The sequence below is a fragment of the Polaromonas sp. CG_9.11 genome, from assembly GCF_015752225.1.
In the GTDB taxonomy this organism is placed as follows: domain Bacteria; phylum Pseudomonadota; class Gammaproteobacteria; order Burkholderiales; family Burkholderiaceae_C; genus Polaromonas.
In genome coordinates this window covers 52,964-70,482 of the sequence record NZ_JADOVE010000022.1, presented here as the reverse complement: position 1 = coordinate 70,482, position 17,519 = coordinate 52,964, and the positions used below count along the sequence as shown (strand labels likewise).

Below are 17,519 nucleotides of genomic sequence, written 5' to 3'. Positions count from 1 at the left end.
GTGTTGTTCACGGCTGCACCCAGGGTGATGTCGCTGGTGGTGCCACCCGCTTGTACCAGCAGGTTGCCCGCCGCGTTGATGGCCCCGCCTGCGGCTTGCGTGGTGAGACTGCCTGCGGCGATGACCACGATCAGGTTGCCAGCGCTGGACAAGTTGTCTTGCAGTGCATCGGTTTGCACCATGCCCGACATGGCACCGTCTGTGCCCACGCGGTTAACGGTCACGGCCGCCGTTTGACCAATGCTCAAGTCGGTAGCTTCCGTCAGGTACAGCCCGGCGCTGCCGGTGCTGGCGCTGACGGTGGCGACTTCGGTTTCCAGCGCATTGGTGTTCTGGCCGATGCCACCGTTTGTCAGGTTGGCGTTCAGGCGCAGTTCCCTGGCGTAGACGTCAACAGTGGTGTTGGCATTGTCCAGAATGCTGCCGCCCGTGCTGACGATGCTGACCGAGCCCCAATTGGCTTGACTGGTCAGCGTTGAGCCGCTGCGGTCCGAAGCCAGGCGTGCGTCGAGTTGACCCACGGTGATGTCGTTTGCCGCTTTAAGTCGGATGTTGCCGCTGGTTGTGCCCATGCCACCGGTCTGGATGACTGCGCCGTCCGCCATAGTGAGGCTGCTGCCGGAATCCAGTTCCACCGTGCCAGCCGTGGTGCTGATGTCACCCGCAGCGGCCAGGCTCATTGCCCCGCTGCTGATGACGCTCACATTGCCGCCGCCTGCATCGAGGGCTGCGTTGAGGGCCAAAGTACCCGCCGCGCTGAGCAGAACATTGCCGCTTCCCGTGGCCGTAATCGCGTTGCTGACGAGGGTGTTGCCACCCGCAACCAGCACGATGGCGCCGTTGCCACCCGCAGTCAGGCCGCTCAAGGCTCCCGTGTCGTCCTGATTGGCTGTCGCGCCCATGTTGTCCACGCGGTTTACCCGTGCGGCGATCGCAGCCACGCTGGCCACGATCAGGGAATCGCTTTCTTTCAGGAAAGCACTGCCACTGGCCACGTCAAAGGCCAGCGTGGTGACCACGGTGTCAAACAAATTACCGCTGGCACCGATGTTGCCGGTGCCTGCGCTCAGGCGCAGGCTGGAGGCCGTGACGTTGGCAATGGCCGTGGTTTCGTCACCGCTCTGCGCATCCAGAATGCTGCCGCTGGCGGTGATGCTGACATTGCCGGCACCTGCAGAAATGATGCCCACCTCGGTGTTGCCTGCCTTGCTTTCCAGGCGGACGTTGCCGCCATTGGTCTTGAACTGGGCATCGGCTTCCATGCTGATGGCCGCATTGGCCTGAACGTCAATGGTTTTGCCGCTGGCGCTGGTTTCAACCTTCGGCTGGTTGTTGGACGTATTGCCGTCGGTCAGCAACACGCTGTTTACCCCCATCAGGGTGATGTTGCCGTTGGTGGTCGTGATGTTGTTGGCAATGGTCAGGTCGCCTGCGCCTTGGGTTTGGAGCAAGATGTTGCCGGTGGCCCCCGTCGCATTGACGGTTCCAGACAAAGTCAAGGCGCCATTGGTGGTGACCACCACCATGTTGCCACCCGTACCTGCCAGGCTGATCGCATTGAGCGTCAACGCGGTGGCTTCACGAATGAAGAGGCCGCCACTGGTGATGTTGGTGGCCGCAATGGATGCCACGCGGGTGTACAGCGGCGTGGCACTGGCACCGATGCCGGTGGCCGCGCTGAAACTCAGCGCCGCCGTGTCGCCATCAATGTTGTTGCCAGTGCCCGTGAGGTTGTCGGTGATGCTGCCCGCCGTGGCGGTCAGGCTGACCACGCCATTGGCTTCGATGATGCTGACACTGATGTTGCCCGTATCGGCCAGCATCTTGACCTGGCCGGTATTGCCTGCATTGAGCGACGTGACTTTCTTGCCATCGGTCATGCTGATAAACGTGGCGGCATGAATGTCGATCAGCCCGCCTGCGGAAGTCAGGTTACCGCCAATGTTGACGCTTGCCGTGCTTGAATCGAGCTTGATCACGCCACCGGTGGTGGTGACGGTGCCGTCCAGTGCATTACCGCCCGTGCTTGCATCGTCCGTATTGGTGATGGCACCCGTTGCCGTCAGCGTGATTTGGCCAGCCGTGCTGCTGACCACGTCGTTCACCACGATTTGCTTGGAGGTACCTTGCGCGGTCAACGTGATGTCGCCCGTCCCGGCATTCACCACGCCTGTGCCTGACGCCAACAGGGTGATGGCCCCTGACCTTGCGGTCAGACTCAATGCACCGTTGCCAGAACCGTTGTCCTGACGCAGGCTGGTCACAGAAATATCGCCACCTGCAGCGGTCTCGGACACGGTGATGTCACCCGAGGTGGTGTTGAGCACCGTCAGTGTGGTGACTTCGGTGAAGCCCAGGTTGATGCCTGTGGCGGCCCGCACGTTCAAGTCGGCGGCGCGTAAAGGCTCGCTGTTTTGACCATCGCCCGCACTGTCCGTCTGGGTGATGCGGCCGTTGGCGGAATACAGCACGATGTTGCGGGCCGCAGCAGACATGATGTCACGCGCATCCATGGCATTGCGAATGTCAATGTTGTTGACCGCATCAAGCTTGATGCTGCCGTCAATCATCAAGGTGTATGCCGAGTTGGAATAATCCTCGATGATGATGGACCCGCCGTAGACCTCCAAAGCGTCACGCAAAGTCGGTTGGTCCTGGATGTTGATCGCACCAACGCGCACGGTGCCGGTGGCCGTGGCATGGCCACCTGATTCGTGGCCCAGCACAATTTTGGTAAACCCGTCCGCAAAAGCCTGAATTTCGGAGTTGTCAATGTTCAGTACATTGGCCGTCATGCTCAGAGGCGGGGTCCCCAATTCGATGCCAAAGGTGGTATCGGTGGGGCGCAAGGTCATGACGCCGGTGCCAATCACGGATTCGTTTCCGCCGTTGAAGCTGATTTCGTTGGATTCAACAAACAATTCGCCCCCACCTGTCAGATTCACGCCCTTCGCGAACGTGACTTGGTTGGCGCCATAAATGCGCAGGCTGCCTCCATTGGTCAGCGTCACTGCGTCAGTGAAGGTGACGGTGCCCGAGGCATAAATGATCAAGTCACCCGCCATGTCCACTTGGCTGGAAAAAGTCACGTTATCCGGGGTATTGAGGGTGCCGTTAACCAACACGCCTTGAATTATCAAGCTGGACAGCGGGTCAACTGCGCCCACGCGGCCTTGAACAATGATGTTGCCCGGTGCCTCCAGAATAAGACTGTCGAGGGGATTGGTACTGTTGCCATCCAGGAAATGCCCCAAGCTGGTACCCAGTGTGATATTGCCGGTGCCATCGGTTCCGGCTGTGAGCTTGATGTTGGACCCGTTGATCAACACCGAGTCACTCACAAAAATATCATCGGCAGCGGTAACGTTTGCAGAATAGGTGGTCGTGTGACCTGAGCCCTCAATGATCAGTGAGGAGTTTGCACCCAACACCAGGTTCTGGTTCACATAGATGTGCCCACCCAGCACGGGGTTACGCAGCACCAGCGTGTCCTGGAATGAAATGGTGCTGGCGGACGATGCCGCGTCACCAATGTAGATGGAACTGCCGCTGTTGTAGCTGCCCACCACAATCTGGCGGAAACCGTCTTGTAATTTGGACAGCGCAGTCATGTCAAGCTGCAGCAAGCTCACTGAACTCAAAGCAGAACCCGCTTGCAAGTCGCCCAGCAAAATGGCGCGGTAAGGGTCCAGCGGGGTGATGGTGAGCAAGGCGCCAGCGCTGCGCAAGGTCGCTGCCAGATTCAAAGTATCCGCATTCAGGCTGATATCTTGACCAGCGGCATCTACCGGGGCAGAAACCGTTTGTGCGCCGGTCAGGCTGCTGACTTCGGTACTTCCGCCTTTGGCGCCTGCGGTGGTGGTGGTGGCTATCACGTTCACATCGCCTGTCACGATGATGGAGACATTCTTGCGCTCGCTGCTGCTGACCGTGAGCGTGTTCGCATCGATCACGATTGCCAGTGGGCTGTAAAGGAAGCTGCCATACGTTGCCCCCACTTCATCCCGCACGGCAATGACCATGCCACCGTCGGTGGTCTGTAGGAAGGTGCCGCCGGCCGAACGCAGCGTCTGGTTGTTGTTGATGTGCCCCACGGCAGTTTCATAGCTTTGCACACGCGTCGTCGTCACGGCACCGGTGGCGGCGTCAGTGACAAACTTGCCTTGTCGCATGGCCCAGTCGATTTCAGCATCGAAGCCAAGCCCTGAGGTTCGCCAGCCCACAAAAGCCGGGTCGTTGACCAAAGACCCCTTGGGAGCCTTGAGGATGATGTCGCCTGTACCGGTTACCCGTATACCCGCTGCCAGCGTGATGTTGCCATCTTCCGCTGTGGCCGCAACGCCGCCACCCGTGGTCTTGATGTCTGCATTCAGCTTGAAGGCACCGCCCAGGCCACCGGCATACAGTGTGACTTGCCCGGTTTTGGTCTGAATGCCTGTATTGGCAACGGTAATGGCCCCGTTGAGCGTGCTGATCTTCACCGACCCCGTGGCGCTGCTGTTGGTCTGCTGGATGCGGCTGATGACCACTGCGTCAACCTCTTCAATGTTGATGTCGCCGCTGATGCCCGTGGTTCGCAGGTCCAGACTCGCAACCTGGGTCTCCAGGGCATTGCCGGCCTGACCAATGCCGCCGCTGGACTCGATCACCAGTTTTGCACCGGTGGCGATGATGTCGGTACCGCCCTCACCCGCGTCCACCACACCGCCACTGCGGATGTTCAGGTCTGCCGTGCTGGTGCTGCGCAGTTTGCCCAGAGCAATGGCGCCATCGGCGTCCAGCGCAATGGTGCCCGCACCGGCGTTGATGACCGTCAGGTCGGTCATGGCCATAGCGCCGGTCCCGGCATCGAGCAACACCGCGCCACTCGCGGACGTGATATCCCCTTGCGCACCCAAAACCATGCCATTGGCGGCATTGAGCGTCACCGCGCCCGTGCCACTGGTAATGCCCTGGTTCAGGGTGATGGAGCCAAGGCTGGTGGACAGGTTCAGGACCGCACTGCCCGTGAGGGTCAGGCTGCTGTCCAGCGTCAATGCGCCGGCACTGGCCAGCGTCATGGCGGCACCACCGGTCACCAGATTGGTGACGGTCAGCGCGCCGGTGTTGGCAAGGTTGACCACGCCACTGGTGGTCACGCTCAGGCTGCTGGTCTTGATGGCACCTGCAGCGCCACCAATACCCGTGACAGTACCCCCCGCCACAATGTTCAACTGCCCCGATGTGGCGGTAAAGCCTGCGCCGAAGGTCACTTTGCCCGTGGTCTGGATGGTGATGATGCCCACAGTTCCGGTCAGCTTGGTGAGGGTCACATCGCCAGTTGCTACCACCGTCAGGTTGCCGCCGGCCATGTCGATGTCCGCCAGCGTAATGTCTCCGGTCTGGTTCACGGCCAGGTTGCCGGCGCCCGTCATGTCAACCGTCAGGTTGTTGATCTGCGAGGTCAGAGACAGGTTGTCCCGTGCAGTCAAGGTCACCATGTCAGCAGTAATTTTGCCGCCCAAGGCAATGCCGCCCGCCGTCGCGCTCAGGGTTACGTTGCCGCCTGTAGCCTGCCCCACGTTCAAGGCGTCAACCACCACCAGGTTACCTGCACCGGCCGTCAGGGTTAGTTTGTCGCCCACGCGCGTTTCCAAGGACACCACGGTCAAACTCATGGTGGCCGACAGCAGGAAGTCACCTGCTGCACGGGTCGGCAGGATGACGACGTAGTCGCCCGTCTTGGTAATGGTGCTGGCGTTGATCAGCGCACCATTTTCCTGCACAGCCTGCAGGTCGTACGCCGCATTGGCTGTGCGCGCCGTGACCGTAATCACCTCACCGGATACGGACGCAGTGGCTTGAGACCCGCTGCCAATTTGTGTTTTCAGGCTGTCCAGAATGGTGGCCCAGTCCGCGCCCACGCCCAACGTAGTCCCCGGCTTGGCCTGGTACCTGGTGCCGTCGATGGTGATGACGTAGTTGTAGTCGCTCGATGGCGTGCCTGTAAATTGCACGGCGTTTTGCTGCTGCACTGCGGTGCCGGCGGTCGCGGTAGTCTTGCCGCTGACTGCGCCTGGCGACAGGCTGAAAACATCAGCCTCGACCTTGACGTTGCTGACGGTGAACGCGGCATTTCTCACATCTGCCGTAAGCGTGAAAACCCCCGGAACCACCGATGCGGTCACAGCAAGACCTGAACCAACGAGGTTAATGGCGTCTTTGAACTTGCCCAGTACCGCCGCCAGGTCATCCCCTGACACAGCCGTCACCATGAACGGTGTGCTGCCAATCGTGATGTAGTAGCGCTGGCCGGCAACGACCGGCACATTGGTGGCGTCAAACCGGACGTCATGCACCTCTGTGCGGTATTCACCCGCGACGACAGTGGTTTCTTGTGCTACTAAATTAATAGCACCCACCGTAACACTGGAGAGCGTGAATGGGGTATTTAACTTATTACTGATCAGGAGCGCATTCTGGCCGCTGGCTTGCACCACCGTCACCGAATAACCGTCCGAGATGCTGTTGGTGGTGCTCCCTTCGATCTGTCCTTTCAGAGCGTCCAGCACACCCGTCCCACCCGCCCATGGCAAGCCCGCAGCGGCAACTTCAAACAGTTTGCCGCCCAAAACGATTTGGTATGTTGCAGTGGAATCCAAACTGCCCATGAATTGCACTTCACTGACCTGCGATGCGCCACCAGAGTGGACTTGCGTGGGGGTAGCAAAGTTGTGCTTGTTGACGTAGTAGCCTGCCTTTTCAGTGGCTCCGTCACTGGCAGTTACCTTGACGTCACTGAGCGCAAAGGAGACGTTATTGCCTTTGCTGATGGTGAGTTGCTGGCTGACCGACGAGTTCACGGCAAAGCCGGCCGACTCAATTTGCCCGTCCAGCACCGAGCCCAAAGCAGCCCAGTCACTGGCGGTGGCATGCTTGACTGACACAGCGGCCACGGTGAACGGCGTTCCAGCCGTTTTGGCGGTCAGGGTCAGTTTGCGGTTATCGACATCCACTGCAACATTGCCAGAGCCGATGTCTGCATTGCCTTCAATCGCAGTATCCAGCGCATTCAGCACGGTGGTCCATGTGGCGCCTGCGCCTGCGGTGACGGAGTGCACCGTGCTGCCCACGGTGACGCTGTAGGTGTAACCCTGCAGCGGCGAGTTGTCGGTGTTGAAGGTCACCGTGCTGACCTGTTTGGTTCCAACCGCATTGGCCGTGGTCACGGCGCTGGCAGGCGCGGTGCCCACGTCCGCAGGCGTCAAGCCACTGCCAAACACCTTGTACGTGGTGCCATCGAGCGTGACGTTGTAGATGGCGCTGGTATCAAAAGCACCATAGAAGGCCACCACGTTCTTTTGTGGCAGGCTCGCGGCGGCGATTTGCACCGGCGTGGCATATGCACTGTCGTTGACCAAGCCCTTGGCTGTCACCGCCACGGCATCGATGGTGAACTCGGTATTGAAGGCGCTGGCAGTCAGGGTCAAGCGGTTGCCGTTTGCCCCGCCCACAATCGCACCGGTGACAGGCAGACTCTTGGCGACGATAGCGGCATTGAGTGCCGTAAGCACCGTATTCCAAGTGGGGCTGCTGCCCGAGTCGATCTGTACGCTGGTGCCGTTGATGACCACCGCATAATACGTTTCTGCCAACGGATTCGCACCGGTAAACTCAAAATAGCTGACTTGTTTGGCCTCATTCCCCGCCAAGACCGTGGGGCGGCTTCCGTCGCTTGCCACGGCACCGACCAGGGTCTGTGCGGTTTGCGTTCCAACCAGCAGGTTGGTGACCGCGAACGCCGCGTTCATCGCACCTGTCAGCGTCACCGTCTGGGCCGTGCCACTGGCCACCGCCGCCACGATGTCGCTCAGCGCTTCCAGCTTGAACGCCAGTGCGGTCAGCAGGCTGTTCCAGTCAGCAGTCACGACTACTGCGTTGACCGTATCGCCTACTTGGACCGACACCGCATTGGCGTTGACCGTTGCACTGATCAACGTGCCCGCCTCAGGGGTGTAGTTGCCAAAGGTCAGACGGCTCACCTGGGCCGCACTGATGCCTGCGTTGACCAGGGTGCTGGGAGTGATTTCAACGTATGCGCCGTCCGGAACACTGACGTTGCTGGCATTGAGCGTGGTTAGTTTGTACGTCACGCCGGGCGAGGCATCGGTAAGCACGGAGCTGGCCGTGGTGCGGATCTCGATGGACGTGTTGCCACCCACATCGTCTGCGCTGATCAGCACCTTGGCAGTGCCACCCACGGTGCCGCGCAGCACTACGCTCTGGCCCCAAACGTCCGCGTCGCGGTTGTCGTAGTTGGCCAGGTTGACGCCAATCAACGGTGTGGGGTTGGCTTCCGGGTTGGCCCCGGCAAACAGGTTTTTCCAATTGCTGACGTACGGCGTGTTGCTGGTCGCGCCATTGATGTCGCTCGGGTAGGCCAACGCCGGCAACTCATAAATGGTACCCGCCGAATCGAGCGTGATGATGCCATTGACCTTTTGTGCACCCGACGCTACCGCGGTTTCAACCCGGTCCACATACAGATTGCCGCTGGCTTTCAGGCCGATGTTGTTGCCACTGGTGTCTGCGTCAATCGCCACGTTGCGCACCCACAGAGGTCCGCCCGCGTCAATGGAAATCGCGCCCGACTGGGCTTTGGCCGAGTTCACGTAAAGGCCGGTGGCTTCGCTGATGCGGATGCTGCCAGACGTGGTGGACTCCACCGTCAAGGATTCCACCAGGGTGTTGAGTTGAATGGCGTTGCTGGCCTTGACATTCAGATCGTCAGCGATGAACACCGACGCGCCGTCGGCCGTGATGCTGGACGCCTGCACTTTGATGTTTTGGCTGGCGCCTACGATGCCGCCCTTGACCGTGAGTGTGCCTGCGATGTCCAGCTCAATGTTTTGTGCCTTGTCGTAACCCGACAAGCCACCCACAAAACCGCTCAACGTCCAGTTGCTGGACAAACCAACGAAGATGTCTTTGGTCGCCCGCAGTTCAAAGTTGGTGGCCTGGAACGACGGTGTTTTGATATTGATGAAGCCGGTATCGCGCGCCGTATAGGTACCGCCGGTTCCAGTCTTGTTGACATCCAAAAAGGCCGTGACAGTACCCTGTCCCCGCGCCGTGATCACAACCTCACCGATGGCCGAACTGCCGGCCATGGCGAGAATGTTGCCATTCACAAACACGTCTTTGGCGGACACCAGCTCCAGCCGGTCCCGCGCAGTCAGGGTGCCGGCAATGGACACCACATCACCACTTTCGATGATGATGGTGTTGGAGGCGATGTTGCTTGGCAACACCACCGATTTGTTGGCATTGGTGGTGCCAAACTGGAAGCGTGTGCCCGCCCGGTATTCCATGCGGTCGCTGGCATTGAAGAACCGGTACAGGTCCACCATGCCGCCTGCGACAAAGCTCACGCCTGTGGCGTAGTCCAACGAGTCTCCGCTGCTCGGATTTTGGACGGACAAATCGCCCGCCACACTGCGCAGGTTCAGGCTGCCACCCGCCACTGCGGCGGTACCCAACACGGACAGGTTGTTTTGCGCCTGCACGCGCAACTCGGTCCCACCAGCTGTTGTGGTTTGTGCCCGCTCGACCACCAGGCCGAGGTTGCCTTCGTACAAACCATCGACATCGCTGATGGCCAGGTTGCCGGCGGTGGTTTGCGCGTCCAGCGTGTTGATGGCGACTTCCAGTCCCGTAATGCCGGTGGCGGCACGCAGGGTCAGTTTGGCGGCGACCACATCCACGCCCGCATCGTCCTGGCTTTCGCGAATGGCCCCGGTGGTGGAGGTCAGCGACACATTGCCCACAGAGCTGACCTGGGCCACGGCCACACCCCCGACAAGCTTGTTGGCCTCAAGGTACACACCGGCAATCACGGAACGCACCAACACATCGCCAGTTGCCGTTACGGTGACGTTATTGCCTGCTGCGTTGGTCAACAGCTGCACATCGGCCAGGTCCACGTGCCCGGCCGCGACCAACGCCAATGCGCCATTGGTGATGTGCGTGGCATCCAGCACCAAAGTACGGTCGCCCTGGCTGACCAGCACACTGCCTGCCCGCTGCGTTTGAACCTGCAAACCACGCACCTGGGTATTGATCTCTACCGCATTGTCCCCAAGGGCAATGATGGCGTCGGACTGGACAGTCATGACGTCTGCCACGATGGCCGTACTGCCCACCGCGCTGCGTTTGACCGTACCCTGCGCGACCAGGGTCACGTCCCCACGGTCTGCGCTGCTGATGTCGACCACGGTGATGTTGGTATTGGCCACGCGGGTAGTGCCCGTGGTTTGGGCGATGGCGCTCAGGCTGATGTCATTGCGGTCGCTGCTGCCCAGTGCCTTGACACGGGTGGCTGTTATGGCGCCTTGTGCAACGACACTGATCGCGCCATCAGCCACCTGCACCGACTGCAGGTTCAGGTCACCGGCATTGACCAGGCTGATGTCGCCCGAGCCCGTCAAGGCCAGGCTGACACTGGCGAGCCGGGTGTTGAGCACCAAGCCGTTGTCTGAAGTCGCAGCCAAGCTGGTGGTCTGAATCAGACCACCGCTTTGCGTGACGCGCCCCTCGGTCGCGGTGAGCCTGATATCGCCGCTTGCATGGGTGGCCGACAGCAAGGCACTGGTCAGGTTGATGGACCCACCATACGTGCCCGTGCCAATTTCGATCTCGGCACGGCCCGCTGCGCTGGTGCTGCCGCTCACCACAATGCTGGTGTTCGCAGTAGCCGTGAAGCTGCCGTCCTGGCTGGCAGATTTGGACACATCGCCCGCACTGATCCACACCGAGCTGGAGGCCACCATCGTGGCCTTGAGCACCGCGCCACTGTCCGTGTGCAGGCTGACATTGCTGCCTGCCGTGACACGGATGGTGTCGGTGCTGTAGGCGGTGCCGGTGGCATTGGTCGATGTGATGGAATTCAGGGGCGTGACGGCGCCGATTTGGCCTGACAGGCTGGCGTTGCGTGCAGCACGCAAATCCAGGTTTTGCCCTGTGGCCAAGGCAGAGGACGCAAGCGTCAAGTCGCCACCCTTGGCATCCAGTGTCAAGGTGCTGCCAGCTTTCAAAAGCGATTGCGACTGGCCGACCTGCCCACTTTGCGTAAACGTGCGCCCGCTGACTTCCAGGTTGCCGCCGCTGGCCACGGACAGCGTCAGGTCAGACACCACCCACCCGCTGATGCGGCTGTTGCCACCCGCAGAAATACTGACGTTGCGGCCTTTGATGGACTCGCCCGCAAAGTCGGCTCCACGAATGTCAATGGCTTGGGTGCCCTCCGTCCTGACCTCGCGCACGGTGGTGGTGGTTGTTTGCTCAGTGATCCACAGGGTATGCACCTCGGGCACCTGGGTCAGTTGGCGGGTAGTGACCTCGCCCCACACCGGGCGGTAGTCAAATTTCTTTTGGGCTTGCGTGGTCAGCTCATAGCTGACCTGAACGCGCTGGTCCCGAATGTCATGCCACGCCGAAATCCAGTTTTGGGTGTAGTCATAGAAGGTCTCCTTCATGTTGACGTAGTACTGGTCGCGGTAGCGTACAGAGTACTCTTTGTCATCGCGCTCAAAAACCGGCGCTGGATCAGTTCTAGACATGGTCTGCACCTCAGTATGGCCAGCGATTGTTTGGCCGGTTACTGGATTTTGGTGCGTGTCCGTAAAGTCGTACGCGCGGGGTACATCGTTGCCGTAACGGGGGGTGTGGTTGCGATAGTCATCCCAGCCCCACGACGCGTAGGAGTAGCTGTTGATATCAGCCCAAATACCTTTGTCCACCCAAGCCGTCCAAAAACTGTAGTCAAACGCGTTTTGGTTGCTGCGGGCATTCACCGCGGTTTGGGTCAAGGAAAGGGTGTCAAGCCGCAGGGCGTCAAAGTACCGAGGGTCTGCCTTGACGTTGGAAGTAAAGCTCCCGCCTTCTTTGGCATTGTTGGTATAGCTTCCATTCACGGCCGGATTGCCGGTCACCGAGGGAAGTGCTGGAGCCCATGCCCAACTGGGGTCAAAGTCGCGACTAAAGTCCAGGTTGTCCCCGGTGGTCTTGTCCGCCATGTTGAAGTAGCGTGTGCCAGTTTCAGGCTTGTAGCTGGCAGCCCAAACGGCGGCGCCGTAGTCCTGTGTGCTAGCAAATGCGGTGCCTGCACCAACTTTGCTGGTGAGTTGAGCGCGCGCGTCGTCCTGCGTGGTGCGTGAACCCTGCTGTTGGTAGAACACATTGCTGACGTCTTTGTACTGGCCTACAAACTCACCCATGCCGGTGCCGCTGTAGCCCAATTGCATGGCAACTGCAATTTTTTGGACCACGCTCAGGCTGGCGTAGGTTGCATTGTCGGCTGGCGCTGTTGTGTTGTAGTCGGTCCAGCGAATGGCTGCATTCACATAGTCCTGGCCCACACCCTGGACAAAACTGGGTTTGTCCGGCGAGCCCTCTTTGACAAATTTCGCGGGAAGGGTGAATTCACCTGCCGTCACCCAATTACCGGCGTTGTCGGAACCCGACATATTGGCGTCACCCGTGAGGTACCGGGCTTCAAATTCCGAAACCAGCCGCAAGATGTCGTTTTGTGCCCCTTCGCGCATTTCTACGTATTTGTCTTTCCAGCCTGCCACATCGACGTGGTAAACATTGCTGGTGTTCTGTTTCCAATTCGCCGCTTCCACGTTTTGCTTGGTGGTGCCGTTGGTGGTACGGGTGACCTTGATCATGTCGGCCTGGCTGGCCTGGTAAACGCCAGTCAGCGACTCGGATGCATCCACTGAACCACTGCTGTAGCTCAACTTGAACAAAGGCATGTAGCCCAACTTATTCAACACCGCCTGGCGCTGGGCGCTGCTGAGCTGGGTAAAGGCCTTGTACGCACTGGACTTGTAGTCCCCGGTGACCGATTCTGCACCCTGGTCAGGATTGGCATCGGTGCCTGCCTTGCTCCAGTCGACTGCGCTGTTGAAGTAGTCCACCCCTTCGATAAAGAACTCCCGGGCCTTCATGCCCACAGGCGCATTGGGGTTGTAGTACCCGGTTTGCGTGAGCGTGACCTTCATGCTGGTGGAAGTGCTGCCAGTCTGGACCAGCTGGGTTCCGAGTTGCTGAATTTTGGTGAAGTTGCTCCAAGAATCCACATATGTGGTGAAAGTTCCGGCGGCTACTTCTTTCGTTCCGGTAACTTCGACCACGGTTTCGGTGCCCACGCGTACAAAGCGGCTCTGCAGGGTGCTGTCCCCCGCGCCAACCGTTGCGTCCGACAGGACATTGACATCACCACCGGCCTGAATGAATACGTCCCCGGCTGCGTTGACCGTGCCCTTGCCCACAATGGTGATGCGTCCACCGCTCAGGCTGGTGGCGGCTATGACACCTTCCAGCGTGGCGCGGCTTGACAGCACGTTGATGCCCGCACTCATGCGGACGGCACCGGCCGAGATTATTTCCCCGCTAACCTGCATCTGGGTGCCTGCGTTGAGCAAGATCAGCCCATCACTGGCAATGACTTTGAGCACACCGTCCACCGTGATCAAAGGTGACAGCAGGTGAATGAGCGTGTCGGACTGAATGATGGCTTTTTGCAGCGGCTCAATTTTTCCCGAGAGCACCATGGCTTGGCGAGCGTGCATGAACACCTGGGCATCTGCCCCTGTGGCAAAGGCGTGGCTGCCAGGCAGCAAGTTCACCTGGTTTGCGGTGACGCTGATGCTGTACAAAGCGTCAATCAGCCCCAAAGCGGTCACGTTGCCGCCGGAAGAAGCAATGGTGATGTTGCCCACCTTGTTCACAGGCGTGGTGCCGCTGCTGGACGTGCCCACATTGCCGTTGAGCAAGATGGTGTCATTGGCCTTCAAGGTGATGCTGCCGTCCTGTGCCGTGTCCAGCACGCCACCCGCGATGGCGTTGCCCGCATCGGTGGCACTGATGACCACACCCACACGGCTGCTATGGCTTCCGCCAGTGACAACCAGTTGATTGGCAGCGTAGACCAGGTTGTTGACAACCAGCAGGGAGCCCGAAGTCACCGTGGCCTCTGCGCCCGCGCCATCTGCCTTGACCACGCCGTTCAAGGTCATGGTTCCAGCAGAACCCAAGGTGATGCGGCTGTTGCTTGCGTTGGTAGTAATTGAACTGGTATTTGACAGGCTGAGACCAAAGCCATTGCTTTCCTGGCCTGCTTGAATCAAGACTGACCCGCTGGCGCTTATGCCCGCAGAAGCTGCGATCAAGTTGCCGTAACCTGGGCCGGCGGTGAGGTCCACGCGTTGGCCGCCGATGAGAATGCCGCGATCGGCACGCATATCCAGAATGGCGTTGGCGCCGGACGCCACCGTGACGCTGACGTCCGGGTTGAACCCGGCGTGTATTGAACCCGCCAGTTGCATGCTGCCTGCGGTCAAGCGCAATGCACTGTTGGCGGCCTGGGTGTACAGGCTGGCATCACCGGCCAGGCTTAGCAGGCCGCCGGCCTTGATGTCCAGCGCGGTGTCGGCTTGCAACTGAACCGCACGCGCGCTGGTGTCGCCTGCCACAGGGCTGACGTTGCCCAAGTTCAAATAGCCGCCTGACTGCACCCACATGCGCTGACCAAGCTGGTTGGTCTTGATGGTGGTGTTGAACATGTCCAGGTTGCCGCCAGCCTTCATCTGCAGTGACCCGGCAAGGACCATTTCGCCCGACATGGACAGGTAGTTGGCCGCTGTGACCTGGACTTCGTAGTCCAACAGGGATGCCGTGGCGCGGGTACTCGTGACCACGCCCTGGAGCACCACGTTGTTGCCTTTGAGATTGATCTGGCCGGCAGTTTCGACTTGTCCGCCGTCTTTGGCCAGCGTGAGGGTGCCGCGCTCTGCCGTGATGTCCACCAGACTAAGCCCGGCGTTACCCACACCGACAAAGCTGTTGATGACCACATCGTTCAGGCCGGCCAGCAATATGCGGCCGCTGACGCCCGTCGAGCTGAAGCTGCTGCTGGCGTGGGTCTGCAGGCTGACCTGACCCGACACGACGTTGGTTCCCGCACGGACAATGATGTCCCGGCTTACCGTGATCTTGCCATAGATGTCTAGCGTATTGCGGGCTGTGATGATGACGTCAGCATTGGTACCGGCGGCTATCAGGCGGCCATACAAGGCACTGGTGCCTGCGGGGTTGAGCACGATGTTCCCGCTGCGGGTTTCGATCACGCCCAGCACACCCAAATCGAGGTCCTGTCCGCCGTCGCTGGCAATACCCGCATTCAGGTTAACCGCCGAGTGGCCCACCACCCAGTTGTTGAGGCTGATTTTTCCGCCCGTTGCGCCCGCTTTTCCAAGGTTGACTACAGAGCCTTGCTTGCTGGCGTCCACTGCATATTCGCGCACACCGTCGGCCCGGCTGCCGGGGCTGGCGATCTGGGTAAAGCCCAAGCGGCTCGCCCCTGCAGAGCCTGTTGCCAACAAGCTGAAATCGTAATTGCTGGTCAACAGCAGACGGCCATCGACCAGACTGAACTCCAGTTTGGCCACATCGATGGTTTGTTGCGTATTGAGTGCCGGTGCGCCCGAAGCACCACTGGTTTGCACCACGGTGAACTGCGCTGCATACAGAGCAGCGTTCATGTCATCGCGCAAACTACCCAGACCCGTATTGCCAATAGTGACACTCTTGGGAACTTGCACGGTCGCGCGCAGGGTGTAGGTGCCCAGGCTGATTTCGAGGGTCAGCGCCACATCGGCGCTCAGGTCACCGGCCGCAAACTCTGCAAAACTATCGGCCAGTATTTGCTTGTTCCAGGCTGGCGCCAGAACCGTCAGGTTGCCGCTTGAGCTCAGGTTGATGGCACTGTTGTCCAAACCAGTTTTCAGGTGAACGGTGCTCAGCAGCACAACACCCTGATCGGCGTAAGCGCGGTTGCTGTTGGCGGAGGTGGTTCCGCCGCGCAGGTCAATAAGGCTACCTGCATACAAGTCGCGTCCCAGGCGAATTTGCTTGGAGGCTGCGATGGAAATTTTGGACGCACCGGTGCCATGCACCGTGGTCGCGCCCAGGGTATTGCCCCGGCTGTCCAAGTGATCCAGGACTTGCCCGCCCGCCACCAGCGCGCCATACAACTCAGCATCCTGCGCTGCATCAATGATGATTTCACCCGCCGCATTGCTCGTGGCAACGCGCGCGCCTCCGGGCATCTTCAGGCCAATACCGTCGCCATTGCGGCCACTGCCGCCCTGCAGTTTGACAAGCTGGTTGGCACGGATGGTGCCGCCAATTTCCACACTCTCACCCGATTGGGTGAGGGTTTGACCACCCAGGTACAACTGGCCTGTGGCCTTGATGTCCACGCTGGACAACTCGCTGGAGTAGTTGATGGTTTCCGACACCAGGCGACCTGCGTCATAGACCTGCGTGACACTGCCGCCCGAAAGCACCATGCCAATGGCCTCGACATGCCCCTTGGCATCGATTTTTACCAGACCCCCGCTGTTATTCGAAGTGATGCCTGTAGCGGTCAAACCGGACGCAGTGGTGAGGCGAACGGCCACACCATCGTCGTCTGAACCCGGCGTTGCGGTGGTGGTCAGGGTCACTGACTTGGTGGCTTGCAGCCCTGTATTCACCAGAATCTGCTGTCCGGCCCGTACATCGATCGTTGCATCGGCAAAATTTCCGCCGGCTATCGTGGCACCGTTGAGTTCTACGTCTTGGCCACCCCAGATCTTGATCTGGGTTCCGGCATTGAGTGTCTTCAAGAAAGCAGTTGCGTGGGTGTACACACTGACGCCCTGTGCATTGGCACCACCCGAAGGCATGCCCGCGGGATTGGTTCCGTCCAGCTTGACACCACCGTACAAGCTGATGTTGCCAGCGACGCGGGCGGTGCCCTCCATGTAAATCCAACGATCGGACTGCAGTACCAAATTGGCGTTGTCCCCCAGGAGGTTCAGGTTGCCGCGAATGATGACGTCTTTGGCGCCGGTCACGGTCAGACCCTGGTTGGCGTCCAGGGTGGTAATGGTGCCGGTCAACAAGAAACCGTAGCCACGCTGTCCAAGGAGTTCGTGTTTTTCCTGGATCTTGAAACTGTCGATGACTCCGTCTTTCTCGGCGTCGTAGGCATACACCACGTAGGTCTTGCTGCCATCGCTCACGACCCAGCGGTTTTCTTTCCCGTTCGGCAGCGTCGCGTTGCTGTAGTGCAGGCCTTCAGTGAAGCCGTTCATCACCGCTTGTTGTTTAAGCAATGTATCGGGGTTGGCCTTGAAGTAGACCTCGTTCTTGTTCCACGCAAACCCGGTTTGCTCCAACACCCGGAACTGCTGTGCGGGTGTGAGCACGGTTTTGTGGGCTGCAATTTGCGCAGGCGTCAAGTCGCCGCTGAACTGGGCATCTGCTTCAGGAGCGGTGACAGTATTCCAGGCGATCTGGCTATTGCGATAGTCGTAGCGGGTGGCCAGGGTGTACTCACCCGTGCTTGCGTCTTTCGAATTTTCACCTTGGGTGAATGTCAGATTGAAGGTGTTGGAGCTGCTTTTAAACCAGACCTGTCCATCAAAACG

1 protein-coding gene (cut by a window edge) is annotated in these 17,519 nt (G+C 59.7%); it reads right to left on the bottom strand.

Annotated elements, in window-relative coordinates; all coding sequences use genetic code 11:
• The coding region annotated (locus IWX85_RS16915) for a hypothetical protein (RefSeq protein ID WP_231379892.1) crosses the window boundary (this coding region is incomplete at its 3' end): on the bottom strand, positions 1-17,519 show 17,519 of its 30,800 nt. Its footprint extends 13,281 nt past the window's final position.